Here is a 26,175-nt window from a genome sequence, read left to right on the forward strand (position 1 = left end):
ATTTTCATTTCATTCCGCCAATGTCTGTTGGCGGAATAGCGTTACTTTCCTGATATCGTTTTTCAGATAGTTTAAAGCCCATTTTTAGATGCTTTAATGATTTTGGCAAAGGTGTCAGTGAGCAAGCGTGGGATGGCAGTTATTCCCCGTGCTTTTGCATCATCACAAATAGCAATAGCGAGATCTGGCTTTGAGCTTTTATGGATGGCTTTTTGAATAATTTGATGTACAGGTAGATCGATATGCTGTGTTGTGTTGTAAGCAGCAAGTTTATAAACATGACTAAATCCATGTTTAAATAAAAAATTTTCAATATCACGAGCGGGTAAAACGGTTAAGTAGTCATTAGGATCTTTATCTTCACCTCCCAGTGATTTGACGGTATCTTCATATTTTTTACCCGCCATATCGCCATCAGTAATAACATACCAATGAATTCCCATTTTATTGGCATATTTTATCAGTGGTTTTAACCCACATTGTGCAAACTCAATTAGCTGAACGCCTTCAGAGCTCAAATGATAACCACTTTGCTTTGCTAATTCACGTAATAACCAAACTTCGGTTTCACCTTCAACTAATAGCCAACAACGAGCAAATAATGCACTAGAGCGTCGATAAAGAATATGAAACACAATACGGCGACTATCACTCATACTTAATGATGTAGCAGTAATATGTTTTGCGACAATTTTATCAGGCAAGCGAATTAATCGGTAAAGACTTTCTAATGGAAATAATGAGACTAAATCACTTGAGTTTGAGGTAATAATTTTTTGTGTAGGGAAGTTTTTTAGTAACCGAAATGCGACAGATAAAATGATGGGGTGTAGCGAACTTTCAGGCTCTTGTAAAATTAAAATCGGCATTGAACTTTGTAAAAGTGAATAATCGCCTTTAGCATCAATAATCGATCCAAAAATGCCTAAAAATACCGTCCGTAAATAATCATTATCAAAATTGTCTAATATATCATTAATTTGTTCTAAAACGTTCCAATCCTCTGCGCTTGGCGAGCTTTTTAGGGGGGATTGCTTATAATGATAGCGGTGCGTTTGATCGGCAAAGTAATATTCTAATAATGAGCGTGCAGCTTGCAGACCCCGAGCTAATTCATCTTGCGTTAATTTGGCGCAATGTGCTTTTAATTGGCAGGAAAGTTGCTCAATGTTTTTTTCAGATTGTGGCTGATTAGTAATAGGTAATTGGGCTTGATCCATAGCATTTTTAAGCGCCATAACTGGATTTAAGCTGATTAAAAGTGCAATTAACGATCTTTCATTTTCAATATTACATGGTTTGCCTTGTAAATTGAGCAATTTATGTTGTGTGATAATTTGATTGTTTTGTTTATTAGCCGAAATTTGATAAGTAATGCGATGCAGGTTATCTTGTGTTGATAGATAGGCAACAGCGCGTAATGGCTGATAATCTTTATGGTTTAACTCATTTAAATGCGATTGGCAATAAGTGACGGTAATGGTGATCTTATCGACATTACCGTCGTGTTGGTCATGATAAAAATCAGAATCAACAAATTGATAAAACTTATTATTGAGTGATAACAGTTGTAAAGCGCTAATTAAACTTGATCGCCCCCAACGGTTTTCGCCTATTAGTACGCTAGAACTTGCATTGAATTTTAACGATAGCTGGCTGATACCTTTAAACCCACAAATATCAATTTGTTCAATAAACATAGCAATCCTTATTTAAAGATGGTATTTTTCGGTTCGCTTACGAATTCGCTCCGATTTTTTGTGTGCACTGTTAATTAGTGGTTGTTGTTCTTGCAAAATGGTTTTTAACGATTTATCAAAATAAACTTTTAAAAATAAAAGAATATCGCGGTTAGTCAAGCCAATTTTAGTCGACGAAAAATACAGCCCAATAAGATCTTTATCTCGCCAACGGGTTGGTACTTTATTGCGAGTTTGTGCTCGGTGCAAATCAATAACCGATAATTTAATTTGTTGTTTATTTTCAAATAAGGGTAAATCCAACAAAAAATGACACAAATAACAATCACGATGATTAACCCCCGAAGCGTGCATTTTTGCCACCATTTTCGCTAAATAAATAATTAAAGAACGCTTTAAATGATAGCTAGGTGGCTGAGTGAGCCATGGCTTGGTAAAATCTTCTAAACTAATTGTTGGATTAAGATCTTTGGTAATAATAAACGAATGGCGTGTTAGTGGATTTAAACCTTTACGGCCAAATGCTCGCCCATCCATAGTATTAACGCCAGCTTGCGCTAAACGATGAATGGCATCCCATTCTTGCTTGGCATCTAACACGGGTAGACGTAACGATATGAGGTTTTTAATAATCTCTTTAACCGTTGTACCCCGATGAATTTTAATAAAATAAGATTCACCCTCAAGCTCAAAATTTAGCGTTTTACGTTGCTTAACAGCACGATATACTTTACCCGAGATTAACTCGATTTCTGCAAAGGGATCTTTACCTGTCCATAATTGCTGAAAAGGCGATTTGAGTTTTATTTCATTCATCATCGTTACAACCTAAAATAATATCGGTGGCGCGCGTGGCTAAATCGTATAGATCAGCCGTTTTCCCGTAGTTAATCGCATTATGATGCCATGTTAATAATTGATCGTGATTAGTGATAGCATTTTTAACGGCCTGATTGAGATCCGATTGTACAAAAGGCTCAGCAAGAACCACACCAGCCTTGGCATCGTGTATGTGATAAGCATATCCCGAAACACCCGATACAATAACGGGGACACCAGCAGCTAATCCTTCGACTAAAACCATACCAGCAGCTTCTTGCCTTGCTGGATGCAATAGTAAATTAGCTGAAAATAAAATATCGGCAATGTCATCACGGCCCGCTAAAAAACGGACTTGCTGATCAATCCCCAGTTGTTTTGCTTGTTTTTGATAGGCTTCTGGTTTGTCTTGCCCTACCACTAAAAAAGTAACTTTTTGCTTTAGTTCATAGGGTAAAGTCGCAATGGCGGTTAGTGAACGATCAACGCCTTTGCGTTTAAAATCCGAGCCAATTTGCACAATCACAAAACTGTGTTCATCAATTTGATTGGTTTGTCTAAATTGCTTGCCTTTAGCGATCGACTCAGCATTATATTGGCGATCTTGAGCAATGCCAGGCGGTAACAGATAAAACCTTGATAGATCAGTATGATAATATTTAACAAAGTCAGCGATTTGCTGCTTAGTTAAAAGCATCACTTTAGTTTGGCTATGTTGATTAAACACCGCATCTTCAAAGGCTAAATAGTGTTTACAGCGTTTTGATAACTTATATAAAAAGCCTTTATGGGCCACTTTATCTGCATAACAGGTATCGCCCGCAAAATAGACATCTAAGTCAGGCATTTTATTAAACCCAACTACACAATCGACGGGGTTTACTTGCAAATGAGCTTTTACCCAATGGTAATAAGATTGATTACGATTATGGTTAGATAAGCCTTTTTTTGGAACCAAGATAATATCAAATCCAGCAGGCTTATCACCTTGCCATGCCATTACATAGATCCGGACGTGGTGGCCACGAGCTTGACAAGCCCTAGCTATTTGCAAAAAATCACGTTGTAAGCCACCAAAAGGAAAATATTTATAGATACAAAATGCTAGTTGCATGCAGGTTGCCTCAAGTTTGAAAGGGGTATTATATACTTGTTGATAAGCAAGGTGCAAAAATAGCTGATTTTAATAAAAGAAGAACAAAAATCAGTCAGAAAAGCTATTGATTTTATTGAAGTTTTTATTTTTAATAAAATCAATTACTTACTTTGGTTTAACCAACAAAAAATTCTTAACAAACCCTATTAATAACATTCAAGCTACGCCTTAGTCTAAATTAAAAAAGTATTTTAATTGTCGAATTATTTAGTTAATATTATTACGTTATTAAAGTATATGATTTTTTTATTTTAAAACTATCATCCTCAAACATAACGTTGCTTGAAGTAAAGTAACTAACTTCGTAAAATAAGCAAAATTTTATTTCTGGTCTATTATGCAACTTCATCTAGTCGTTAATACCTTTGGTTCCGATCTTCAGCGCCGATATGGGGAAAAAATCTATAAACTCACCTTGCATGGTGGGTTTAGTTGTCCAAATCGTGATGGCACTATTGGCATGGGTGGATGCACTTTTTGTAATGTGGCTTCAATTATTGATGAATCTATTCAAGTGAAATCAATTGCTGATCAATTGGTATCACAAGCTCATCAAATGAAAAAATCCAAGCGCTATCTTGCTTATTTTCAAGCTTATACTAGCACTTATGCCGAAGTTGCCATACTAAAAAATATGTACGAGCAAGCGCTAAATAGTACTGATATTGTTGGGCTTTGTGTTGGTACTCGCCCAGATTGTGTACCCAGTGAAGCGCTTGATTTGCTTGCTAGTTATCAAGCTCAAGGTTTTGAAGTTTGGTTAGAGTTGGGCTTACAAACTGCTCACGATAAAACCTTACATGATATAAATCGTGGGCATACTTTTCACGATTATCATCAAACCGTACAAAAAGCGCGTAAACTTGGCATTAAAGTGTGCACTCACTTAATTATTGGGTTACCTAAAGAAACCAAACAAGATAACTTAATAACTTTAGAACAAGTGTTAAATAGTGGTGTTGACGGCTTAAAGTTACACCCTTTGCATATTGTGGATGGTAGCATTATGGCAAAATCGTGGCGGGCAGGTCGCCTTGAGGTTTTGTCTTTAGCACAATATGTCGATATTGCTGGCGATATTATTCGTCAAACACCAGCAAATATTTTATATCATCGTATTTCAGCTAATGCGAGAAAACCAACCCTGCTTGCGCCAGATTGGTGTGAAAATCATTGGCAATCGATGAACGCTGTCGATCAGAATTTACGCCAGTTTGGTGCTCAAGGTAGCGCCATTGGGGATTGCTACAGTTTTAAGCTTTAGCCGTTCTAGAAGTGGCTAACAACTATAATCTATAATAATATTAACATCATTAATAACGGCGAGTTAAAGTAGAAATGGATTTTATGGATATGGAAATATTATTGACGATATTTCTTGATCCTTGCCAAAATATTGGTTGTGTTTACCTCGATAAATAACTTACAAAACATGCAATGCTGGACAAAACTTTACATTACGTTATACTTGTTAACGAAATTAACCAGACAATCGCTGCTTTGTTGTAGTCCTTTATTAAAGGAGACGAACAAAGGGGAGGAAAGTCCGGGCTCCATAGGGCAGAGTGCCAGGTAACGCCTGGGGGGCTTTTGCGAGAGCAAAAGTTTACGACAAGTGCAACAGAGAGCAAACCGCCGATGGCTTATTAATAAGATCAGGTAAGGGTGAAAGGGTGTGGTAAGAGCACACCGCGCAATTGGTAACAGTTGTGGCATGGTAAACTCCACTCGGAGCAAGGTCAAATAGGGATTCTTTGGCGCGGCCCGCGTTGAATCCGGGTAGACTGCTTGAGCTAATACGTGAGTATTAGCCTAGAGGAATGATTGTCCACGACAGAACCCGGCTTATCGGTTAATTTCAATTTTTCTTAACTTTGCTCATTAATACTATTTTTTGGTCGAATTTTTTAATTTATTCTTCTGGGCTAACCAACGTTTTAATACTAGCCAAATCGAAAAAAGCAAGCCGATTACTAATAAGAACACTGGGATCAGCATTAATAGCGACATAATTTGCTTTTCATAAGTTTTGAAAATAGGCGATAACCCAAATAGATAGCCTAATGTCACAATTAAGGCAATCCATAATGTTGCACTAATCCAATTATAAATATGGAATTTTCGACTATGTAGCCCTGACAACCCTGCCATCATCGGTAACAATGTACGTACGAAAGCAATAAATCGTCCAATAAATAGAGCCTGTAATCCGTACTTATGGAATAATACTTCAGATTTATGATGGTATTTTTCAGGAATATGTGCCATCCAATTTTGCACTAGTTTAGTATTGCCAAGCCACAGTCCTTGCGCATAACCTAACCACGTTCCAAATGCTGCGCCAGAAATTAAAATAAGGTTGATTAAACCAAAATGGAATACATTTTGACTAATTAACACACCAGTTAGAAATAATAAGCTATCACCGGGTAAAAAAGCTGCGGGTAATACGCCATTTTCTAAAAGAATAATAACAAATAACATACCATATAGCGTCCATAGCACATTAGGATTTGAAAGTGTTGCTATATCCATGTTAACAAACGCTTGGTAAAGTGTAATTATGGTTTCCATTTATTTTAATATCCCATCCTCATATTATTTTTATTGGCTAATGGTACCACCAACGGTTAAATTATTCACTTTTAATGTAGGTTGTCCGACTCCAACAGGAATGCTCTGTCCTGCTTTACCACAAACGCCAACACCAGAATCTAATTCAAGGTCATTACCAACCATTGACACCTGTTGCATCGTTTCAATGCCAGAACCAATTAGTGTTGCACCTTTTACTGGTGTTGTTATTTTGCCTTTTTCAATCAAATAGGCTTCTGAGGTTGAAAAGACAAACTTACCAGAGGTAATATCTACCTGTCCTCCCGCAAAATTAGGGGCATATAGCCCATAATCAACACTGCTAATAATATCGTCAAAGGAAGAATTGCCAGCTAACATATAGGTATTTGTCATTCTTGGCATTGGTAAACACGCATACCCTTCACGACGCCCATTACCAGTTGAATATGTATTCATCAATTTTGCGTTGAGTTTATCGAACATATAGCCCTTTAAAATGCCATTTTCAATAAGCACTGTTTTTTGGCTAGGCGTTCCTTCATCATCAATAGAGAGTGACCCGCGTCGATTTTCGATAGTGCCATCATCAACAATAGTACACAATTCTGAGGTAACTTGTTCACCTATTTTTCCTGAAAAAACCGAGGTGTTTTTGCGGTTAAAGTCACCTTCCAAGCCATGCCCTACCGCCTCATGTAACAATACACCAGGCCAACCAGCACCTAAAACAACGGGCATTGTTCCTGCTGGCGCTGCTTTAGCTGAAAGAGCAACAAGTGCTAGGCGTACCGCTTCTCGAGTATAGCTATCAACATAACTTTCTGTCGTTTTAGGATTAGTGGTTAAAAAATATTCATAACCAAATCTTCCACCACCACCGCTACTTCCTCGTTCGCGTTTACCTGATTGTTCAACTAGCACAGAAACAGATAATCGAGCCAAAGGCCGAATGTCGGCACGTAATGTACCATCAGTCGTTGCGATTAAAATATCTTCGTAGCTCCCTGTTAAACTGCATGATACTTCGATAACTCTTGGGTCAATTGAGCGTGCCAATTTGTCAACTTTTTGCAACAATGCAATTTTCTGCTCTTGAGAAAACGAATTGATTGGGTTGATTGAAGGGTATATTGGCACTGTTTGCGTAGACTTAAACGGAGTTACTACTATAGGTGTTTGTAATTTAGTTATTGAATTTGCTGCTAATACACTTTGTTCTAAACGTGCTAACGAAAGTTGATCTGTATATGCAAACCCCGTTTTTTCACCGGCAATAGCCCTAACGCCAACACCTTGATCACGGTGAAATGAGGCATTTTTTATAATACCATCTTCAAGTAACCAACTTTCATAGTAACCCGATAAGAAATACAAATCACCAAAATCAATTTGCCTTGCGCTAAGCATATCAAGCAGATGTAAAAGATCTTGTTGGTTTAGATTATTTGGATTGAGTAATCGTTCACTCACTTGATTTAGTATCATAAATTCCTTAATTTTTAAATGTGGATGCGAGCTTGTTTATAATTGATTATAGATATCCAATTATAATGGCTTTTTAGCTTTCATCACTTTTATTCTTAACGTATCGTTTTCTGAAACTCTTTTTTACAAAATAGTTTTGATTACATTAATACAACATCGTATTGTTCTTGAATATAAAGCGGTTCAACTTTCACTTCGACGCGTTTACCCACAAAGATTTCAACTTCAGCTAAAGCGTGCGATTCATCATTAGTTAACGCATTAGCTACGGCAGCTGAAGCATAAACTAAAAAATACTCCGAGTGGTGCGCTTTATACACACGAACGATTTCACGCAAAATTTCGTTACAAATAGTTTCTACTGATTTGACCATGCCTCGTCCTTTGCAAGCAGGGCACTGTTCGCACAAAATATGCCCGATACTTTCGCGTGTTCGCTTGCGTGTCATTTCGACTAAACCTAAACTCGAAAATAAATTAACGGTAGTTCTTGCTCGATCTTTAGATAAAGAATCATGGAGTGATTGTAACACCCGTTCACGATGCAGGTCTTCTTGCATATCAATAAAATCAATAATAATAATGCCACCTAAATTACGTAAACGCAATTGGCGAGCAATCGCAATTGTTGCCTCAATATTGGTATTAAAAATCGTTTCTTCTAAATTTCGATGACCTACAAATGCGCCAGTATTGATATCAATGGTTGTCATAGCTTCAGTTTGATCAATAATCAAATACCCGCCAGATTTCAATTTGACTTTACGATCTAATGCTCTTTGGATCTCGTTTTCGGTATCATAAAGATCGAAAATGGGAATATTACCACGATAATGCGATAATTTACTGGTCACTTCGGGCATAAATTCTTGTGTGAATTCAATTAATAAATCATATGTTAACTTTGAATCCACCAAAATCCGTTCAATTGGCGCGCCAACAAAATCACGCAACACACGTTGTGATAATGCTAATTCACCATATATTAGATTTTTACTTACTGGGCGCGCCATACGCTGTTGAATTTTAGCCCAAAGTCGTTTTAGAAAATTGGCATCTTGTTCTAATTCATAGGCATTTGCGCCTTCTGCTGCGGTTCTAACAATAAATCCGCCTTCGTTAGTGACATATTGCTCGACAATACTTTTTAGCCTTTCGCGCTCTTGTTCGCTTTCTATGCGTTGTGAAGTGGCCACATGTGCAGAATTTGGCCCAGGCATTAATACTAAATAACGCGATGGTAAAGTTATATCGGTTGTCAGCCTAGCGCCTTTAGTGCCTAGAGGATCTTTAACTACTTGTACCATTAAATCTTGCCCTTGGCGGACAAGTTCAGAGATATCTTTTACTTGAAATTGTTCTTGTTCAGTATCAGATACACACTCAGTATGAGGCATAATATCTGATGCATGTAAAAAAGCCGCTTTTTCAAGCCCAATGTCCACAAAAGCCGCCTGCATTCCAGGTAATATACGGATTACTTTACCTTTATAGATGTTGCCAACAATACCTCGTCTAGATTCACGATCAACATGAATTTCTTGTAGTACGCCATCTTCAATATAAGCGACGCGAGTTTCAGACGGTGTTATATTCATTAATAATTCAACAGACATAAGATTCCTTTTTAATTGATAGCAAAGTTTCGTCTTATTAGCCGCAAAAATAGATAGATGACAATCCATAATAAGCCATCAATACAACTTGATAGCAAAATTAATGGTGATATCGTTATAGTATGATAGATACTGACTTGGAGTAAAAATACCAGTAAATTATAACATACTGATACCCCAAAAATAATAAACGATTGTTGCCACAAAGCTAAATTGCGTATCAATTGGAATTTAAAAACAAGTAAATAAGCAATACATGAATAAATAAAAGCATGGCTTCCCAAAATCGAGCCTGTGCATAGATCTATCAATGCTCCAAATACAAAAGCGGTTCCAATCCCAACTCGATGTGGAAGTGCAATTAACCAATAAGCAAAAATAAGGAGCAGTAAATGTGGTTTAAATATATTATATTCTGGTGACCACGGTATAATTTGCAAACATAAGCCAATAAATAACGTTATCCAAATAATCAATATTCGATTACGTTCCCTCATGTTTCACTCCTTGATTTTCCCCTAATAACAATAAATAACGTAAGCGTTTTAAATCAGCTGTTGGTGTTGCTGAAATAATAGGCGTTGAATCTGTAAGATCTAGTTTTACTGAGCTGACTATCGCAACAGGATAACCTTCAGGGAATCGTCCATCCAGCCCAGAAGTAACTAAAACATCACCTACTTTTATGTCCACGTTATTAGGCATAAATTCTAATATTAAATCATTACTACATCCGTTACCCACAGCGATCATACCAATATCATTTCTTTGCACCTGAACAGGTATTGCATGTTGATAATCGCACACTAAAATTGCACGGCTGGTTGATTGAGCCGTTTCATAAATTTGTCCAATAATGCCTTTTTCATCTACAACAGGCTGCCCAACATAAACACCATCTTGTTTGCCTTTATTGACAACAAATTGATAAACATAAGGATTGGTATCTGTAAGTAATACTTGCGCAGCCATCTTATGTTCATCATGCCTTAAAGGAGAGCCTAGCAATTCACGAAGTCTTGCATTTTCATGTTTTAAATGGTCAAGTAATAATAGATCATTTTTTTGTTGTAATAAGGTTTCATGCAATTTTGCATTTTCATCTATTAAGGCTTCTCGCGTTTTAGACATTTCATAAAGCGAATCAAACGACGACTTTGGTGCATCTGAAACATAATATAAGGGCGAAATAATGGTATCTAAATAGTAGCGAATCTCTTTAAATGGGCGATAATTGATATCTAATACAATTAGGATCAATGCAAGCGCCAGAGAAGTAAATAATTGTACACTGAGAGGCGAACGTTTAGAAAAAAGTAATTTCATTGTTCAGTACTTACCTGTTTTATACTTGAGATCTACTTATGTTAAGAAATGGTTCCGCCGACAATGTCGGCGGTAGAAAATATGAGTTGTTTACTGACTAATTATTTCATTAACATGAAGATAATTAACTATTACTCTTCACTAAAGAGATCTCCACCATGCATGTCTACCATATCTAATGCTCTGCCGCCCCCTCTAGCAACACATGTTAGTGGATCTTCTGCTACAACAACATGAATACCAGTTTCTGCTGATAATAATTTATCGATGTTACGCAATAAAGCACCTCCACCGGTTAAAACCATGCCATGTTCTGAAATGTCAGAAGCAAGCTCAGGAGGACACTGCTCTAATGCAACTTTAACGGCACTTACAATACCACTTAATGGTTCTTGTAATGCCTCTAAAATTTCATTAGAGTTTAAAGTAAAGCTACGTGGTACACCTTCAGCAAGGTTACGTCCACGTACTTCAATTTCAAGTACTTCATCACCAGGGTAGGCACTACCTATAAAATGTTTGATTTTTTCGGCAGTAGCTTCACCAATTAATGCACCATAATTACGGCGAACATAGTTAATAATCGCCTCATCAAATCGGTCGCCACCGATGCGCGCCGATGCCGAATAAACCACACCATTTAATGAAATGACTGCTACTTCAGTAGTTCCACCACCAATATCAACGACCATTGAACCTGTTGGTGCAGAGACTGGTAAATCTGCACCAATAGCCGCAGCCATTGGCTCTTCAATTAAATATACTTCACGGGCCCCCGCACCTAGTGCTGACTCACGAATTGCACGGCGCTCAACTTGTGTCGCGCCGACAGGAACACAAACAAGGACTCGTGGGCTTGGTCTTAAAAAACTATGGCTATGTACTTGGCGAATAAAATACTGCAACATTTTTTCAGTGACTGAAAAATCGGCAATAACACCATCTTTCATTGGTCTTATAGCTGCAATATTACCAGGCGTTCGCCCTAACATCTGTTTCGCAGCTTGTCCAACAGCGGCAACGCTTTTCGGTGTGCCTGTGCGATGATCTTGGCGTATCGCTACCACTGAAGGTTCGTTTAATACAATGCCTTGCCCTTTTACATAAATAAGTGTGTTTGCTGTACCTAAATCGATGGATAAATCATTTGAAAACAAGCCGCGAACTTTTTTGAACATAATAAAAACTCTTCCTAGAATGAATCTTGTTTAAGTATATTTTCGTGTTTAAAAGCAAACCATGGAATCAAAAAATATCTATTTTCAGCTTTATCCAAGCTAAATAGAGTGCCATTTAATTCTTCTAAACCACGGCTAACCCCAATAATAACTAACGTTGGCTATTGTATCGCAATTATAAAATAATACCTAGAAAATAGTATAACATGTGTTTGTAAAGGAGATATATAATGACAAATTCTGTTTTACAGTGTATTCTTCCGCGTTAATGTTGAGTTACAACCTTGTTATTGGCGAAAGACTCTTTTTGTCAATGGCGAGGATGCAGTAAAAATAATTGTTACTTATATCAAATAAACACGGTGTAATTCATGGATATACGCAAAATTAAAAAATTAATTGAATTAGTTGAAGAGTCAGGTATTTCTGAACTTGAAATTTCTGAAGGTGAAGAGTCGGTTCGAATTAGTCGTTCTGCTCCTACCACAAACTATTCGGCGCCAGTACAAAATATTCAAATTCCTCAACCAGCTCCTGTCGTTGTGGCTCCAACAGTTCAAGCCGAAGTTGTAACAGATGCTGTTGCAACTGATGGTACAACAATTAAATCCCCTATGGTTGGAACTTTTTATCGTACACCAAGTCCAGAATCAAAAGCTTTTGTTGAAGTTGGTCAAACAGTAAATGTTGGTGATGTGCTTTGCATCGTCGAAGCGATGAAAATGATGAACCAGATTGAATCAGAAAAAGCTGGTACAATAAAAGCCATCTTGGTTGAAAATGGTCAACCAGTTGAATTTGATCAGCCACTATTCATTATTGAATAATCTGAATTTATTATTGACTATACGATTAAGAGATTGAATATGCTTGATAAAATTCTTATTGCGAACCGTGGAGAAATAGCTCTACGTATATTACGAGCATGTAAAGAACTTGGAATTAAAACTGTCGCTGTTCATTCGACGGCAGATAAAGATTTAAAACATGTATTACTAGCAGATGAAACAGTCTGTATTGGTTCAGCTGCTTCAGCAAAAAGCTATCTTAATGTTCCCGCATTAATTTCAGCTGCAGAAGTCACTTGCGCAGCAGCTATCCATCCTGGATATGGTTTTTTATCTGAGAATGCAGATTTTGCTGAACAAGTTGAACGTTCAGGCTTTATTTTTATTGGTCCAAAACCTGATACTATTCGACTAATGGGGGATAAAGTCTCTGCAATTCATGCGATGAAAAAAGCTGGTGTACCTTGTGTTCCTGGTTCAGATGGTCCGTTAGGTGGCGATATTGAAACCAATAAACAAATCGCTAAACAAATCGGCTATCCTGTTATTATTAAAGCCTCTGGTGGAGGCGGTGGTCGTGGTATGCGTATTGTTCGTGAAGAGAAGGATCTTGAACAATCAATTAATATGACCAAGCTAGAAGCCAAAACAACGTTTAATAATGATATGGTTTACATGGAAAAATTTTTAGAAAATCCACGCCATATCGAAATCCAAGTTCTTTCTGATGGCCAAGGCCATGCCGTTTATTTAGGTGAGCGTGATTGCTCAATGCAAAGACGCCATCAAAAGGTTGTGGAAGAAGCCCCTGCGCTTGGTATTACCCCTAAAATGCGTCAATTTATTGGTGAGCGTTGCGTTAATGCATGTATTGAGATCGGTTACCGTGGTGCTGGTACATTTGAATTCTTGTTTGAGAATGGCGAATTTTATTTCATTGAAATGAACACCCGTATTCAAGTAGAACATCCTGTTACTGAAATGGTAACCGGCGTTGACTTAATCAGAGAGCAAATTTCAATCGCCGCAGGCAATCCTCTATCAATTAAACAAAGTGATATTGAAATTAAAGGCCACGCAATTGAATGCCGAATTAATGCCGAGGATCCAAAAACGTTTATGCCTTCACCAGGGAAAATAACCCGTTTTCATGCTCCTGGCGGTTTTGGTATTCGTTGGGAATCGCATATTTATGCTGGTTATACTGTTCCTCCTTATTATGATTCAATGATTGGTAAATTAATTGCTTATGGTGAAACCCGTGAAGTTGCTATTGCCCGTATGAAAAATGCATTAGCTGAACTGGTTATTGATGGCATTAAAACCAATATTGATCTTCATATTGATATTATGAATGATAAAGGTTTCCAAAAAGGCGGCACAAACATTCATTATTTAGAAAAGAAATTAGGCATTTATGAGTAACAAAATAATCCCTATTTATTAGGGATTATTTCTATATAAAAGAATCAATAAGGTATGGGTAAAAATAAATGAAAAATTGGAAAAGAAGTGCTGAAGAAATTTTAACATTAGGTCCTGTTATTCCCGTTATTGTTATTGAGCGTTTAGAAGATGCGGTACCACTAGCTAAAGCGCTAATTGCTGGCGGAGTAAAAGTACTTGAAGTTACATTAAGAACTGCTTGTGCAATTGATGCAATAAAGAAAATTATTCAAGAAGTGCCTGAAGCGGTGGTTGGTGCAGGAACAGTAACAAGTGTTGCGCAACTAAAACAGGTTACCGAAGCTGGCGTTCAATTTGTGATAACACCAGGTATTACTGATGCTATTTTAAAAGCGGCGGTTGAAGGTTCAGTACCTGTTATTCCTGGTATTGCAACTATTTCTGAGTTGTTAACTGCACAAGAATATGGTCTCACTGCATTAAAATTTTTCCCTGCTGAAGTCAATGGTGGTGTTGCTGCATTAAAAGCTTTTGCTGGTCCCTGCGGATATATGAAATTTTGCCCAACAGGAGGAGTAAATCCGAAAAACTACCGTGATTATCTTGCTCTTGATAATGTGCTTTGCGTGGGCGGTACTTGGTTTATTCCAACTGATGCAATTGCAAAAGGTGATTTTGCTAAAATTACCGAGATGGCTAAACAAGCCGTTGCTGATGCACAATGTTGCTGATGCACAATAATGATTGATTCCGCCGATAAAATATCGGCGACTACTCAAAACCTAACCTTCTAACTCTTATTAGCTTCTTAGTCCACGACCACTTTCAATAAGCTTCCATGCAATTACATAAAGCACAGTAACAAACAAAATTAGCATCGAGAAGGTAATTGATAACGATACGTCTGTCACTCCTAAAAATCCATAACGAAAACCGTTAATCATATAAACTATTGGGTTAACTTTGGATATCCATTGCCAAAAGGTTGGCAACATAGTAATCGAATAAAAAACGCCACCAAGGTATGTTAATGGTGTTAATACGAATGTAGGAATAATGCTTATATCGTCAAAAGTTTTGGCAAACACTGCATTTAATAAACCGGCTAATGAAAACAAAATTGAAGTTAATAGTAATGTGCAAACAACAAATAACCAAGAATGCACCTCATAACGAACAAAAAATAGTGACACTATAGTAACTAAAATACCAGTTAAAATACCTCGCATCACACCCCCTCCCACATATCCCAAAATAAGAATATGTGTTGGCACAGGTGCTACCAATAATTCTTCAATGTTACGTTGAAATTTAGCACTAAAAAACGATGAGCAAACATTAGTATAAGAATTGGTAATTACTGACATCATTATCAATCCAGGTACAATAAATGCCATATAGCTAAAGCCCCCCATATCACCAACGCGAGAGCCAATTAAATTTCCAAAAATAATAAAATAAAGTGACATCGTAATAACTGGGGGGATGAGTGTTTGGATCCAAATTCTCAAAAAACGCGTCACTTCTTTACGCCAAATACTTTTTAAGGCAATCCAATATAAATTATTCATCAATGCTACCTTTTTGTTTTGTATCATTATGTAACAGATCAACAAATAGCTCTTCTAAACGATTCGCTTTATTTCGTACGCTGATCACTTTAATATTTTGCTGATTGAGTTGCTCAAACAATTGGTTTAATCCAAGTTGTTTATCGACTTTCACTTCTAACATGCCCATCTCAATATCAGAATAATTATAGCCATGTAATTCAATCGGTTTAGAGGTTGGCACGTAATCAATAATAATTGTTTCAGATTGGCTTTTTGCCAGTAGATCGCGCATTGACGAGTTTGCTATCAATTGGCCTCGTTGAATAATACCAATATTACGGCATAGCATTTCAGCTTCTTCTAAATAATGAGTAGTTAAAATAATTGTGATACCTTGACGATTGATAACGCGCAAAAAATCCCACATAGAGCGACGTAGTTCAATATCAACGCCTGCGGTTGGTTCATCAAGAATCAACAATTTGGGTTCATGCACAAGCGCTCTTGCTATCATTAATCGTCTTTTCATACCGCCTGATAACATATTGGCTCGGCTATGGCGTTTATCCCATAAATCTAAAATTCGTAAATATTTTTCAGCGTGCTCTAATGCAAGTTTTCGGGGTAATCCATAATAACCACCTTGATTAGTGACTATTTGTAGAACTTCTTCAAATGGATTAAAGTTAAACTCTTGTGGCACAAGCCCTAATTGCCTTTTGGCGTTTACTATGTCGTTATCTAAGTCGTAACCAAAAATTTTCACTTTTCCCGATGTTTTAGTTACTAATGAACTGATAATACCGATAGTTGTCGATTTACCAGCACCATTTGGTCCTAATAAGGCATAAAAATCACCCGCCTGTACAGTTAAATCGATACCTTTTAATGCTTCTATACCATTTTTGTAAACTTTTTTCAGCGAGATTAACTCAAGTGCAGGAGTTGATGGCATAAATATGTCCTAAATGAATCAATTACTATTTAAGTGATATAATATCATGTTAAATGAATCGACAATATAATCAATTTATTGTAAAGAACGGTTTAATTTTATTTATACCAAAGAAATAAATTATCATTTCGATATTATGGTGCATATTATTGAATGTGGTCACTAACACAGTGAATTCAATTGTGTCTGTATATCTAATTATTGCTTAAGGAATAAGTGTTATGTTTAAAATTGGCTTAATTTCAGTATCTGACAGAGCTTCAAGAGGTGTTTACCAAGATGAAGGTATTCCATCATTAATATCATGGTTGCAAACAACACTAAAAACGCCTTTTATTACCGAAAATTATATTATTCCTGATGAGCAAACTATCATCGAACAAACATTATGCGAGCTGGTTGATAATTTACATTGCCATTTAATTTTAACTACGGGTGGAACTGGCCCTGCCATGAGAGATGTAACGCCTGATGCAACATTAGCGATCGCCGATCGGGTGATGCCTGGTTATGGTGAGCAAATGCGGCAAATCAGTTTACATTTTGTGCCAACTGCGATTTTATCTAGGCAAGTTGGTGTTATTCGTAAAAAATGCTTAATTATAAACCTACCAGGCAGACCAAAATCAATCAAAGAAACGCTTGAGGGGGTTAAAGATAATCAAGGCAATGTCATTATTAACGGTATATTTGCTAGTATCCCCTATTGTATACAACTATTAGACGGGCCTTATATCGAAACCCATGATCATATAGTCAAGTCTTTTCGCCCTAAAGATGCAATTCAGTCAAATCTTTAATTTTATGCAAATTTAACGCATAATTATGTATATGATAATTATGCGTTAGATGTATAATTTATCAATATAAATAACGGTTATTAATACTATCTAAAAAATCGTGGAGTAAGCTAGCGTGAATAGTACGCAGTTTTATTCTCGGTATTATAACTGCATGTATTAGTAGAAAAAGTAACAAGTAAAGAAACAAGGAACATTATGAAATCAACCGATCTCACTAAGACATTTAAAGAGATGCTTCGCCAAGAGAAGTTTAGTTCGCAAGTAGAAATCGTCCAAGCGTTGCAAGAACAAGGTTTTGATAATATCAATCAATCCAAAGTCTCACGCATGCTTACCAAATTTGGCGCAGTGAGAACCCGTAATGCAAAATCCGAAATGGTCTATTGTTTGCCTGCAGAAATAAGTGTACCAACAACTAGTAGTCCATTAAAAAATTTAGTCCTCGATATTGATTTCAATAGTTCAATGGTGGTCATAAAAACCAGTCCAGGCGCTGCTCAACTAATTGCTCGTTTGTTAGATTCTATCGGTAAGTCAGAGGGGATTTTGGGCTCAATTGCTGGCGATGATACAATTTTTAGTACACCAACCAAAGAATATACTGTAAAAAAATTGTACCAAACCATTATTGAACTATTTGAGCGAGAATTATAGCGCTTTTAATTTCGTTATATTCAGGTCGAATAAATTTTAAAGTTTAACCTATTGACACAATTAATAAAATCGTTAATGCTATACAACGCTGATTTCGTAACAGAAGTTGCAAAAACGAAGAGGCGCATTACTCAGGTAAATCATTTTAGGAACTGGAGCCACTAATAAATGATTGAGGGGATGTAATGCCGAGGTTTGATTGCCAATCCAGAAGCAATCAAATCGACTGCAAGGGCTGAATCCCTTGGGTTGTCACCTTAACAGGTGGAGCGCTTCACGGTTTGTGCTTTTTAATTGTAAATAGGACATTCCCGCTCTAACTCTGTTAAAAATAAAAATTTTTAATATGAGGAATTCATGGAAACATCATTTGTAATTGCTAAATTTGGCGGTACTAGTGTTGCCGATTATTCAGCAATGGTAAATAGTGCCAATATTGTAATCGCTAATCCCAACGTAAAAGTTGTTGTATTATCGGCTTCTGCTGGCGTGACAAATTTACTAGTTGCATTAGCTGAAGGACGTGACGCTGAGGTGCGCACTCAACATATTGCTAAAATTCAATCAATCCAATACGGCATCTTAGAACAATTGCCAGAAAACCCTAAACTACGAAGCGAAATCGACCAAATCATTGCTAACATAGCTTCTTTGTCTGAGGCAGCTAGTTTAGCAACTTCACCGGCATTAACAGATGAGCTTGTAAGTCATGGCGAAATTATGTCATCAAAACTGTTTGTCGAAATATTAAAAGAAAAGCAAACAAATGCTATGTGGTTTGATGTACGTAAAGTGATGCGCACCGATGAAAAATTTGGTAAAGCCACGCCTAAAATTGAGGATATTAAACAGCTTTGTTGTGCTCATTTAAAATCACTAAATAATAGCAGTGTTATTGTGACACAAGGTTTTATTGGTAGTGAAAGTTCTGGTAAAACCACTACGTTAGGTCGTGGTGGAAGCGATTATACAGCAGCTTTATTAGGTGAAGCATTAAATGCAAGTCAAATTGATATTTGGACAGATGTTGCAGGGATTTATACCAACGATCCTCGTATTACCCCTGCTGCTAAGCGCATTGATGAGATATCGTTTGCTGAAGCTACAGAAATGGCAACATTTGGCGCAAAAGTGCTACACCCAGCAACACTGGTTCCAGCCGTACGTAGTAATATTCCTGTTTTTGTCGGTTCCAGTAAAGCTCCGCAAGAAGGGGGAACTATTGTTTACAACACTAATAGCATTACATCTAAATTGCCTGTATTTAGAGCGTTGGCGTTACGTCGCAAACAAACTTTGCTGACGCTAACTAGCCTAAATATGCTTCATGCACAAGGCTTTCTAGCAAATGTGTTTACAATATTAGCTAAACATAATATTTCGGTTGATTTAGTGACAACATCTGAAGTAAGTATCGCATTAACTATTGATACCACAGGTACTAATACCAACGGTAGCAGTTTGTTAACGAAAGAACTATTTGATGAACTGTCAACTGTTTGCCATGTAACAGTTGAAGAAGACTTGGCTTTAATTGCTATTATTGGAAATAATTTAACTTCAACACAAGGTATAGCCAAAGAAGTTTTTGGTGTACTAGATGATTTCATTATTAGACTTTGCTGTTATGGAGCAAGCACCCACAATCTTTGCCTTTTGGCAAAAAGCAATGATGCAGAAGCAATTATTAAAATTCTGCATAAAACAATTTTTGAACAGTAATATTAAAAGGGAGATTTAATCTCCTTTTTACTTATTCATAATTATTTTCTTGTTTCAATAAATAATTTATGTTAAAAATAAGGCCAAAATACCATCAATTTTAATTATAACGAATTATATAAAGATAAATTATTAATGAATTAATAATATTTTATCTACTGCACTCATATATAGGTAATTTTTTAGGTTAATCATCTATTGTTAAATTGCTTAACATTAGTTATTAATCTATTTTGAATATTGTTTTTTACTTTTAATTAATTGATTAAAGCTATTACATTAAATATCAACACCTGTTAGATTTTTTATTTAATCTGAGTAAACTAAAACTAAGTTCAATAACAAAAGGAAATTATCATGGGTATTATAAGTTGGATAATTCTAGGATTAATTGCCGGCTGGATTGCGAAGTTTTTTATGCCCTTAGGAAGTGTAGGGGTGATAAAAACGATTTTATTAGGCATTGCGGGTGCCTTAGTAGGTGGATATATTAGCACCTTCTTTGGTTGGGGTAGTGTGACAGGATTTAACTTCCCTAGTTTGTTAATTTCAGTGCTTGGGGCGATTGTGGTTATTTTTATTTATCGCCATTTAAAACAATAGTTGTTTTTATGCTAAATTGGCGGGAAACCGCCAATTTAGATAACCATATAATTTAAACTATCAGACACTTTCTCCCTCTTATTCTAATACCGAATAACTTGAAAAGAAATTTAACGTTTCTAAATAGAAACAACAGCCGTTCTTAATTCCACTTTTATAGATTAACTATTTTATCCTTTGTTTGAAATAATAACTAAATAATGCGCGTAAGGATTATTTTTTATCACCTAATTTAGGCTATCATTAACCAGTCTTCATTTTAATTGTCATTTTTATTAAATAAAATCTTTTAACGTATATTTGAGTTAAATGGATGATGAATAACTTAAATATGCATGTTTACTTACACGATTCAAATAAGTCTTCTAATCACATAAAAAAACGATTTACCATAATATTTTTCAGGTTATGGAAATAGATTCATTGATCCTTTAGTGTATTTTTCAATAAATGAACATGCTCAGTGTAACTAATTAATGATTTATTTAAGGGTAAAAATTGCTTACTATTTTAAATTTGTCTATTTTTCCTTACAAAGTTCATAATAAGTAATTTCGCCATATCTCGATTTTTGTTATATTATTTAACAAAATCCATTAAATTTAACTTGTAGATTATAATGTTAAAAATATTCAACACATTAACTAGAAAAAAAGAAACCTTTCAACCAATTACTCCAAATAAAGTCGGGCTCTATGTCTGTGGCGTCACTATTTATGATCTTTGTCATATTGGTCATGGACGCACGTTTGTGGCATTCGATGTTATCACGCGATATTTACGTTTTTTAGGTTATGATTTAACTTATGTGCGCAATATTACTGATGTTGATGACAAGATTATTAAACGTGCGCTCGAAAACGGCGAAACCTGTGATCAACTTACTAATCGAATGCTACAAGAAATGTATGCAGATTTTGATGCACTTAATATAAAACGCCCTGATTTTGAACCTCGTGCGACGCATCATATGCCACAAATCATTCAATTAGTTGAAGAATTAATTTTAAAAAATCATGCTTATATTGCCGATAACGGCGATGTTATGTTTTCGGTAGATAGTGATCCAAATTATGGTATTTTATCTCGCCAAAATTTAGAACAGCTTCAAGCAGGAGCCCGAGTTGATGTGGTGGATGTTAAACGTAATCCAATGGATTTTGTATTATGGAAGATGTCAAAGCCTAACGAACCAAGTTGGGACTCACCATGGGGAAAAGGTCGTCCTGGTTGGCATATTGAATGTTCTGCGATGAACAGTTACCAATTAGGCAATCATTTTGATATTCATGGTGGTGGTTCTGATTTAATGTTCCCACATCATGAAAATGAAATTGCCCAATCAACTTGCGCACACGATGGGCAATACGTCAATTATTGGATGCATTCAGGCATGGTCATGATAGACCAAGAAAAAATGTCAAAATCACTCAATAACTTTTTCACTATTCGTGATGTATTAGCGCATTATGATGCCGAAACAGTACGTTATTTTTTACTATCTGGTCATTATCGAAGCCAATTAAACTATAGTGAAGAAAATCTAAAACAAGCAAGAGTAGCGCTAGAGCGGCTATATACTGCATTACGAGACACCGATCCTGCTCATTCGCGCACAACACCTGATAGTAACTATTACCGCCAATTTTGTGACGCAATGAATGATGATTTTAATACACCTGAAGCCTATTCAACTCTTTTTGACCTTGCCCGCGAAATCAATAAAGCTAAAGCAGATAATAATATGCCACTCGCTAATGAATTAGCTGCTGAATTACGTTATTTATCATCAGTGCTGGGGCTATTGGAACAAGATCCTGTAAAGTTTTTACAAGGTGACAATCAAGAGGATGCTGATAGTGCATTAATTGAAGCATTAATTAAACAACGCAACGAAGCAAGAGCGAGCAAGAATTGGGTGCAAGCAGATGAAGCCCGAGACAAATTAAATGCGATGAACATTGTTCTTGAAGATGGTGCAAATGGTACTACTTGGCGCAAAAAAAATTAATCGGCTAATTTTTGGTTATTACAATCAGCCGTTCTTAAAAAACACCCACATATTAGTGGGTGTTTTTTATCAGTTATCACAACTTTTTATCTATCGACGTTAAAATGCCGCGTAAAATATTTAACTCTTGTTGTTCAATACGAGCTCGAGTAAATAATCGACGTAAACGTCCCATAATTTGCCCTGGATGATTGGCATTGATAAAACCTGTCTGTAATAAAGTTTGTTCTAAATGCTGGTAAAAACGCTCTATATCAGCATCTACCGGAAACTCTGAGTTTATATTGCCGTTGCTTTTTAATTCAGAACGCTGCTCGTCAAGATTTAGCATTGACATGCGAATTTCGTAGCACAAAACTTGTACTGACATTGCCAAATTTAGAGAACTATAATCAGGATTAGCAGGAATTTCGACATGGTAATGGCACTTTTGCAATTCTTCATTGGTTAAACCAACTCGCTCACGCCCAAACACTAAAGCAACTTTAGAACGAGTATTGGTCGTTTCTTGAATAATTTTATCACTACACTCTTTCGGTGTTAAATGAGGCCATTGTAAACTACGAGAACGTGCACTAGTGCCAATTACTAAAGTACAATCGGCAATTGCTTGCTCAAGCGATGCAAAGAGTTGTGCATTTTTAATAATATCACTAGCTCCTGCCGCTAACGAAATCGATTGAGAATCAGGTTTGATGATTGGGTTGACTAAACAAAGGTTAGTTAATCCCATTGTTTTCATTGCTCTTGCCGCAGAACCCATGTTGCCTGTATGCGATGTTTCGACTAAAACAATTTTTACATTATCTAAATAATTCACATCATCCTCATTAAAATATTAATCAATCATAACTAAAAAATGCATAAAATAAGTATATACTAAAATGGCATTAAGGTGCAGAATATAGGTGATTACTGATACGATTAGATATTAATAAAATTGTTTTCCATTATAAAAATAATAAAAAAACAAACATGTGATTAACTGCTATTAATAGTAAATTAGCATAAAATGTAAAATTGAATTTTTTAGACAACAATCACAAAATAGGATTAATAATAAAGATTATATTGACGAGCCAAATATAATTTGGCACTGTATAATCATGAAAATGGCTCAAATCAATAACGGCATTAACCATCGTCTGAAAAAACAAGGAGATTAATTATGGCGTTAAATATTACCAGTAAACAAATGGATATTACTCCTGCTATGCGTAGCTATTTAGAAGAAAAATATACTAAATTGGACAAATGGCGAGCACAATTAATAAATCCTCATTTTATTTTATGCAAAGAGCCAGACGGCTTTGTCGTTGATGCAACCATTATCACAAAAGGCACACCATTAGTGGCGTCAGCTAAACATATTGATATGTATGCAGCGATTAATGACCTTATTGAAAAGCTTGAAAAACAGCTTAATAAACTGCAACATAAAGGTGAAGCACGCCGAGCGACAAGCAGTATAAAAGATACTGTATTAGAAGAAATTTGATTTATTTTTTCGATGCAATAAAAAGGCACTTCGATAGTGCCTTTATTTTTTTGCTTGTTATAATACAACCTATCTTTTTTTAATATCATTATAAAAATGACTACAAATCCTTTGTTACCTTTACGCGATAAAATTAATGAACTTGATAAGATGTTGTTAGAGCTTATTGCTAAACGGCGTAATCTTTCAACACAAGTTATTCACACAAAAATTGGAGCAAATATTCCTGTTCGCGATATGGAGCGTGAGCGTTCACTTATTATTTCATTAATTAATCAAGGGAAAAACTATCATCTTGATGATGTGTTTATTAAACGTTTATATCAATTAATTATTGAAGACTCAGTCCTATTACAACAAAAAATTTTACAAGAAAAACTGAATGACGATATTATCGCCACAGCCAAAGTTGCTTTTTTAGGACCTAAGGGTTCTTATTCACATTCAGCAACACGCCGTTATGCAAGTGCTCACTTAGATCAGATGATCGAATCTAGTTGTACTTCATTCAAAGATGTATTTGAGCAGGTTGAAAGGGGCGAAGTCGACTATGGAATTTTGCCGATAGAAAACTCTAGCTCTGGTTCAATTAACGAAGTTTATGACTTATTACAAAAAACCAACTTGCATATTATTGGCGAGCTTTCATTACCTATTGATCATTGTGTGCTTGCCATGCCGAATTCGCAATTAGCGCAAATCGACACTATTTATAGCCACCCACAACCTTTCCAGCAATGTAGTAATTTCTTAGAAAGTCACCCTCATTGGAAGATTGTATATTGTGATAGCACTTCATCAGCAATGGAAACCGTTGCTAAATTGAATAAGCCGAATGTTGCTGCAATGGGGAATAAGGATGGTGGCGAATTATATGGATTACAAGTTCTTGAACATAACTTTGCTAATCAAAAAGAGAACATAACGCGTTTTATCGTGCTTGCAAGGCAACCAATTGCGGTTTCAGATCAAATTCCTGCTAAAACCACTATTTTAATGAAAACAGGCCAACAAGCTGGTGCTTTAGTTGATGCGTTATTAGTATTACGCAATCATAATATCATCATGACTAAGCTTGAATCACGTCCAATTCATGGTACACCATGGGAAGAAATGTTTTATATTGATTTACATGGCAACATTCATTCTTATGAAATACAAACAGCGCTTAAAGAGTTAGCGTCAATGACGTTATATACCAAAGTGCTTGGGTGCTATCCAAGTGATTCTATTGTTTCTATAATGTAACCATTATGACAATGCAACATTTTTCACAAGCGGTACTTAACTGGTATGAGAAGTATGGTAGAAAATCATTACCATGGCAACTCGAAAAAAGCGCCTATCATGTTTGGTTATCAGAAGTGATGTTGCAACAAACACAAGTTGCAACGGTGATTCCTTACTTTAACCGATTTATTGAGCAATTTCCTAAGATAACAGACCTAGCACAAGCACCACTTGATGATGTATTACATCTTTGGACTGGACTGGGTTACTATGCAAGAGCGCGCAATTTACATAAGGCAGCACAAACAATTGCGGAAAAATTTAATGGCTCATTTCCAACACAATTTGATGATGTGGTGGCGCTGCCTGGTGTGGGGCGTTCAACTGCTGGCGCTATTTTATCTCTTTCGCAAAATCAGCATTATCCCATTTTAGATGGCAATGTAAAACGTGTGCTCACTCGATATTTTGCTGTTGAAGGCTGGCCAGGTATTAAAAAGATTGAAAATAAGCTCTGGGAATTAAGCAAGCGAGTGACACCTAAGCAAGATGTTGCAAAGTTTAATCAAGCCATGATGGATATAGGTGCAACGGTTTGTACTCGCAGTAAACCTAAGTGCACTTTATGCCCTTTGCATGGTAACTGCTTAGCTTATAAGACAGAAAGTTGGCAACAATACCCAACCAAAAAAACTAAAAGTACCATTCCTGCAAAGACAGCCTATTTTTTAATGCTGGAATATAATAATACGATTTGGCTTGAAAAAAGACCTCCGTCTGGCATATGGGGAGGATTATACTGTTTGCCTCAGTTTGCAAGCCAACAAGCATTAACTGACTGGTTAAAAAAACAAGGTATTGAAACCACAAAACCCAAGCAACTTATTGCATTTCGCCATACATTTAGCCACTTTCACTTAGATATTGTTCCAATTTATTGTGTAATTACTAAACATACAAAATGTTGGGAACAACCTTGCGGTTATTGGTATAACCTAAAATCCGACAATGCAAAAATAGGGCTTGCAACACCTGTTTATAACTTATTAAAACAAACGTCTTGTTAACGTTTGTTTATCAATACTCATGCTATT

24 protein-coding genes, 1 other RNA gene and 1 riboswitch are annotated in these 26,175 nt (G+C 36.1%); of the genes, 13 read left to right on the forward strand and 12 right to left on the reverse strand.

The window, feature by feature from the left end:
* Window positions 1-71: 71 nt before the first annotated feature.
* The 3 genes from A9G47_RS09795 to A9G47_RS09805 are packed head-to-tail and all read right to left on the reverse strand — an operon-like array spanning window position 72 to window position 3,633.
* Window positions 72-1,700 (reverse strand): DUF2813 domain-containing protein, encoded by a 1,629-nt coding sequence (locus A9G47_RS09795; RefSeq protein ID WP_065642778.1) that lies wholly within the window; start codon window positions 1,698-1,700, stop codon window positions 72-74.
* A gap of 12 nt (window positions 1,701-1,712) precedes the next feature.
* Entirely contained in the window at window positions 1,713-2,516 is an 804-nt protein-coding gene (rfaP, locus tag A9G47_RS09800) for a lipopolysaccharide core heptose(I) kinase RfaP (protein ID WP_176700700.1), read from the reverse strand.
* Complete coding sequence (locus tag A9G47_RS09805; protein ID WP_065642780.1) at window positions 2,509-3,633, reverse strand: glycosyltransferase family 4 protein; 1,125 nt, start codon at window positions 3,631-3,633, stop codon at window positions 2,509-2,511. The genes rfaP and A9G47_RS09805 overlap by 8 nt, the downstream gene beginning before the upstream one ends.
* A gap of 379 nt (window positions 3,634-4,012) precedes the next feature.
* On the opposite strand from A9G47_RS09805, the gene A9G47_RS09810 reads away from it, so the two are divergent.
* Entirely contained in the window at window positions 4,013-4,939 is a 927-nt protein-coding gene (locus A9G47_RS09810) for a TIGR01212 family radical SAM protein (RefSeq protein WP_065567742.1), read from the forward strand.
* 212 nt (window positions 4,940-5,151) lie between these two features.
* Window positions 5,152-5,539: RNase P RNA component class A (gene rnpB, locus A9G47_RS09815), an RNA gene on the forward strand.
* A 23-nt stretch (window positions 5,540-5,562) separates the two neighbouring features.
* On the opposite strand, the gene A9G47_RS09820 is transcribed toward rnpB, so the two are convergent.
* The 6 genes from A9G47_RS09820 to A9G47_RS09845 all read right to left on the reverse strand — a co-directional run bounded on the left by A9G47_RS09820 (window position 5,563) and on the right by A9G47_RS09845 (window position 11,857).
* Window positions 5,563-6,249, reverse strand: coding sequence for a DedA family protein (locus A9G47_RS09820; RefSeq protein ID WP_065642781.1), 687 nt, complete (start codon window positions 6,247-6,249; stop codon window positions 5,563-5,565).
* Window positions 6,250-6,279: 30 nt separating this feature from the next.
* Window positions 6,280-7,737 carry a metalloprotease TldD gene (gene tldD / locus A9G47_RS09825; protein ID WP_065642782.1) on the reverse strand — a complete coding sequence of 486 codons (1,458 nt, stop codon included), beginning with the start codon at window positions 7,735-7,737 and terminating at the stop codon, window positions 6,280-6,282.
* A 140-nt stretch (window positions 7,738-7,877) separates the two neighbouring features.
* Window positions 7,878-9,353, reverse strand: coding sequence for a ribonuclease G (gene rng / locus A9G47_RS09830; RefSeq protein WP_065567739.1), 1,476 nt, complete (start codon window positions 9,351-9,353; stop codon window positions 7,878-7,880).
* An 11-nt stretch (window positions 9,354-9,364) separates the two neighbouring features.
* Window positions 9,365-9,850, reverse strand: coding sequence for a rod shape-determining protein MreD (mreD, locus tag A9G47_RS09835; protein ID WP_065567738.1), 486 nt, complete (start codon window positions 9,848-9,850; stop codon window positions 9,365-9,367).
* Entirely contained in the window at window positions 9,837-10,679 is an 843-nt protein-coding gene (gene mreC, locus A9G47_RS09840) for a rod shape-determining protein MreC (RefSeq protein WP_065579749.1), read from the reverse strand. The genes mreD and mreC overlap by 14 nt, the downstream gene beginning before the upstream one ends.
* Window positions 10,680-10,810: 131 nt before the next feature.
* Window positions 10,811-11,857 carry a rod shape-determining protein gene (locus A9G47_RS09845; RefSeq protein WP_065567736.1) on the reverse strand — a complete coding sequence of 349 codons (1,047 nt, stop codon included), beginning with the start codon at window positions 11,855-11,857 and terminating at the stop codon, window positions 10,811-10,813.
* Window positions 11,858-12,228: 371 nt separating this feature from the next.
* Here A9G47_RS09845 and accB point away from each other — a divergent pair, with 371 nt between their 5' ends.
* The 3 genes from accB to A9G47_RS09860 all read left to right on the forward strand — a co-directional run bounded on the left by accB (window position 12,229) and on the right by A9G47_RS09860 (window position 14,783).
* Window positions 12,229-12,684, forward strand: a complete 456-nt coding sequence (accB, locus tag A9G47_RS09850) for an acetyl-CoA carboxylase biotin carboxyl carrier protein (protein WP_065567735.1) — start codon at window positions 12,229-12,231, stop codon at window positions 12,682-12,684.
* A 39-nt stretch (window positions 12,685-12,723) separates the two neighbouring features.
* Window positions 12,724-14,070 (forward strand): acetyl-CoA carboxylase biotin carboxylase subunit, encoded by a 1,347-nt coding sequence (accC, locus tag A9G47_RS09855; protein WP_065642783.1) that lies wholly within the window; start codon window positions 12,724-12,726, stop codon window positions 14,068-14,070.
* A 68-nt stretch (window positions 14,071-14,138) separates the two neighbouring features.
* Complete coding sequence (locus A9G47_RS09860) at window positions 14,139-14,783, forward strand: bifunctional 4-hydroxy-2-oxoglutarate aldolase/2-dehydro-3-deoxy-phosphogluconate aldolase (RefSeq protein ID WP_065581628.1); 645 nt, start codon at window positions 14,139-14,141, stop codon at window positions 14,781-14,783.
* A gap of 69 nt (window positions 14,784-14,852) precedes the next feature.
* Here the strand turns inward: A9G47_RS09860 and A9G47_RS09865 are convergent, their stop codons facing one another.
* Both A9G47_RS09865 and A9G47_RS09870 read right to left on the reverse strand, forming a co-directional pair.
* Complete coding sequence (locus A9G47_RS09865; protein WP_065567732.1) at window positions 14,853-15,623, reverse strand: ABC transporter permease; 771 nt, start codon at window positions 15,621-15,623, stop codon at window positions 14,853-14,855.
* Window positions 15,616-16,560, reverse strand: coding sequence for an ABC transporter ATP-binding protein (locus A9G47_RS09870; RefSeq protein WP_065567731.1), 945 nt, complete (start codon window positions 16,558-16,560; stop codon window positions 15,616-15,618). The genes A9G47_RS09865 and A9G47_RS09870 overlap by 8 nt, the downstream gene beginning before the upstream one ends.
* Window positions 16,561-16,781: 221 nt before the next feature.
* Here A9G47_RS09870 and mog point away from each other — a divergent pair, with 221 nt between their 5' ends.
* The 5 genes from mog (at window position 16,782) to cysS (ending at window position 22,353) form a co-directional block, all read left to right on the forward strand.
* Window positions 16,782-17,360: a molybdopterin adenylyltransferase gene (mog, locus tag A9G47_RS09875; RefSeq protein ID WP_065587914.1), complete on the forward strand. Its 579-nt coding sequence runs from the start codon at window positions 16,782-16,784 to the stop codon at window positions 17,358-17,360.
* A 198-nt stretch (window positions 17,361-17,558) separates the two neighbouring features.
* On the forward strand, window positions 17,559-18,017 hold the full coding sequence (gene argR / locus A9G47_RS09880; RefSeq protein WP_065579746.1) for a transcriptional regulator ArgR: 459 nt from the start codon (window positions 17,559-17,561) through the stop codon (window positions 18,015-18,017).
* A gap of 109 nt (window positions 18,018-18,126) precedes the next feature.
* Window positions 18,127-18,300, forward strand: a riboswitch (Lysine riboswitch).
* Window positions 18,301-18,374: 74 nt separating this feature from the next.
* Entirely contained in the window at window positions 18,375-19,739 is a 1,365-nt protein-coding gene (lysC, locus tag A9G47_RS09885) for a lysine-sensitive aspartokinase 3 (protein ID WP_065642784.1), read from the forward strand.
* A gap of 357 nt (window positions 19,740-20,096) precedes the next feature.
* Window positions 20,097-20,342 (forward strand): GlsB/YeaQ/YmgE family stress response membrane protein, encoded by a 246-nt coding sequence (locus A9G47_RS09890; RefSeq protein ID WP_065567727.1) that lies wholly within the window; start codon window positions 20,097-20,099, stop codon window positions 20,340-20,342.
* Window positions 20,343-20,961: 619 nt separating this feature from the next.
* Entirely contained in the window at window positions 20,962-22,353 is a 1,392-nt protein-coding gene (gene cysS, locus A9G47_RS09895) for a cysteine--tRNA ligase (RefSeq protein WP_065642785.1), read from the forward strand.
* A gap of 76 nt (window positions 22,354-22,429) precedes the next feature.
* On the opposite strand, the gene trmJ is transcribed toward cysS, so the two are convergent.
* On the reverse strand, window positions 22,430-23,116 hold the full coding sequence (gene trmJ / locus A9G47_RS09900; protein WP_065567783.1) for a tRNA (cytosine(32)/uridine(32)-2'-O)-methyltransferase TrmJ: 687 nt from the start codon (window positions 23,114-23,116) through the stop codon (window positions 22,430-22,432).
* Between the two features lie 405 nt (window positions 23,117-23,521).
* Between trmJ and raiA the strand changes: the two genes are divergently transcribed.
* From raiA to mutY, 3 genes are all read left to right on the forward strand, one after another.
* On the forward strand, window positions 23,522-23,851 hold the full coding sequence (gene raiA, locus A9G47_RS09905; RefSeq protein WP_065567725.1) for a ribosome-associated translation inhibitor RaiA: 330 nt from the start codon (window positions 23,522-23,524) through the stop codon (window positions 23,849-23,851).
* A gap of 96 nt (window positions 23,852-23,947) precedes the next feature.
* The gene (gene pheA / locus A9G47_RS09910) at window positions 23,948-25,099 is read left to right on the forward strand and encodes a bifunctional chorismate mutase/prephenate dehydratase (protein WP_065642786.1); all 1,152 of its coding nucleotides are present in this window, start codon (window positions 23,948-23,950) and stop codon (window positions 25,097-25,099) included.
* A 5-nt stretch (window positions 25,100-25,104) separates the two neighbouring features.
* Entirely contained in the window at window positions 25,105-26,148 is a 1,044-nt protein-coding gene (gene mutY / locus A9G47_RS09915) for an A/G-specific adenine glycosylase (protein WP_065567723.1), read from the forward strand.
* The last annotated feature ends 27 nt before the right edge of the window (window positions 26,149-26,175 follow it).

It is taken from the genome of Gilliamella sp. WF3-4, from assembly GCF_001690275.1.
GTDB classification, from domain to species: Bacteria; Pseudomonadota; Gammaproteobacteria; order Enterobacterales; family Orbaceae; genus Gilliamella; species Gilliamella apicola_C.

Bases quoted from the DNA above. Each gene is read 5' to 3' on its own strand.
- A9G47_RS09795 (WP_065642778.1), bottom strand. From the start codon at position 1,700: ATGTTTATTGAACAAATTGATATTTGTGGGTTTAAAGGTATCAGCCAG.
- rfaP (WP_176700700.1), bottom strand. From the start codon at position 2,516: ATGAATGAAATAAAACTCAAATCGCCTTTTCAGCAATTATGGACAGGT.
- A9G47_RS09805 (WP_065642780.1), bottom strand. From the start codon at position 3,633: ATGCAACTAGCATTTTGTATCTATAAATATTTTCCTTTTGGTGGCTTA.
- A9G47_RS09810 (WP_065567742.1), top strand. From the start codon at position 4,013: ATGCAACTTCATCTAGTCGTTAATACCTTTGGTTCCGATCTTCAGCGC.
- A9G47_RS09820 (WP_065642781.1), bottom strand. From the start codon at position 6,249: ATGGAAACCATAATTACACTTTACCAAGCGTTTGTTAACATGGATATA.
- tldD (WP_065642782.1), bottom strand. From the start codon at position 7,737: ATGATACTAAATCAAGTGAGTGAACGATTACTCAATCCAAATAATCTA.
- rng (WP_065567739.1), bottom strand. From the start codon at position 9,353: ATGTCTGTTGAATTATTAATGAATATAACACCGTCTGAAACTCGCGTC.
- mreD (WP_065567738.1), bottom strand. From the start codon at position 9,850: ATGAGGGAACGTAATCGAATATTGATTATTTGGATAACGTTATTTATT.
- mreC (WP_065579749.1), bottom strand. From the start codon at position 10,679: ATGAAATTACTTTTTTCTAAACGTTCGCCTCTCAGTGTACAATTATTT.
- A9G47_RS09845 (WP_065567736.1), bottom strand. From the start codon at position 11,857: ATGTTCAAAAAAGTTCGCGGCTTGTTTTCAAATGATTTATCCATCGAT.
- accB (WP_065567735.1), top strand. From the start codon at position 12,229: ATGGATATACGCAAAATTAAAAAATTAATTGAATTAGTTGAAGAGTCA.
- accC (WP_065642783.1), top strand. From the start codon at position 12,724: ATGCTTGATAAAATTCTTATTGCGAACCGTGGAGAAATAGCTCTACGT.
- A9G47_RS09860 (WP_065581628.1), top strand. From the start codon at position 14,139: ATGAAAAATTGGAAAAGAAGTGCTGAAGAAATTTTAACATTAGGTCCT.
- A9G47_RS09865 (WP_065567732.1), bottom strand. From the start codon at position 15,623: ATGAATAATTTATATTGGATTGCCTTAAAAAGTATTTGGCGTAAAGAA.
- A9G47_RS09870 (WP_065567731.1), bottom strand. From the start codon at position 16,560: ATGCCATCAACTCCTGCACTTGAGTTAATCTCGCTGAAAAAAGTTTAC.
- mog (WP_065587914.1), top strand. From the start codon at position 16,782: ATGTTTAAAATTGGCTTAATTTCAGTATCTGACAGAGCTTCAAGAGGT.
- argR (WP_065579746.1), top strand. From the start codon at position 17,559: ATGAAATCAACCGATCTCACTAAGACATTTAAAGAGATGCTTCGCCAA.
- lysC (WP_065642784.1), top strand. From the start codon at position 18,375: ATGGAAACATCATTTGTAATTGCTAAATTTGGCGGTACTAGTGTTGCC.
- A9G47_RS09890 (WP_065567727.1), top strand. From the start codon at position 20,097: ATGGGTATTATAAGTTGGATAATTCTAGGATTAATTGCCGGCTGGATT.
- cysS (WP_065642785.1), top strand. From the start codon at position 20,962: ATGTTAAAAATATTCAACACATTAACTAGAAAAAAAGAAACCTTTCAA.
- trmJ (WP_065567783.1), bottom strand. From the start codon at position 23,116: ATGGGTTCTGCGGCAAGAGCAATGAAAACAATGGGATTAACTAACCTT.
- raiA (WP_065567725.1), top strand. From the start codon at position 23,522: ATGGCGTTAAATATTACCAGTAAACAAATGGATATTACTCCTGCTATG.
- pheA (WP_065642786.1), top strand. From the start codon at position 23,948: ATGACTACAAATCCTTTGTTACCTTTACGCGATAAAATTAATGAACTT.
- mutY (WP_065567723.1), top strand. From the start codon at position 25,105: ATGACAATGCAACATTTTTCACAAGCGGTACTTAACTGGTATGAGAAG.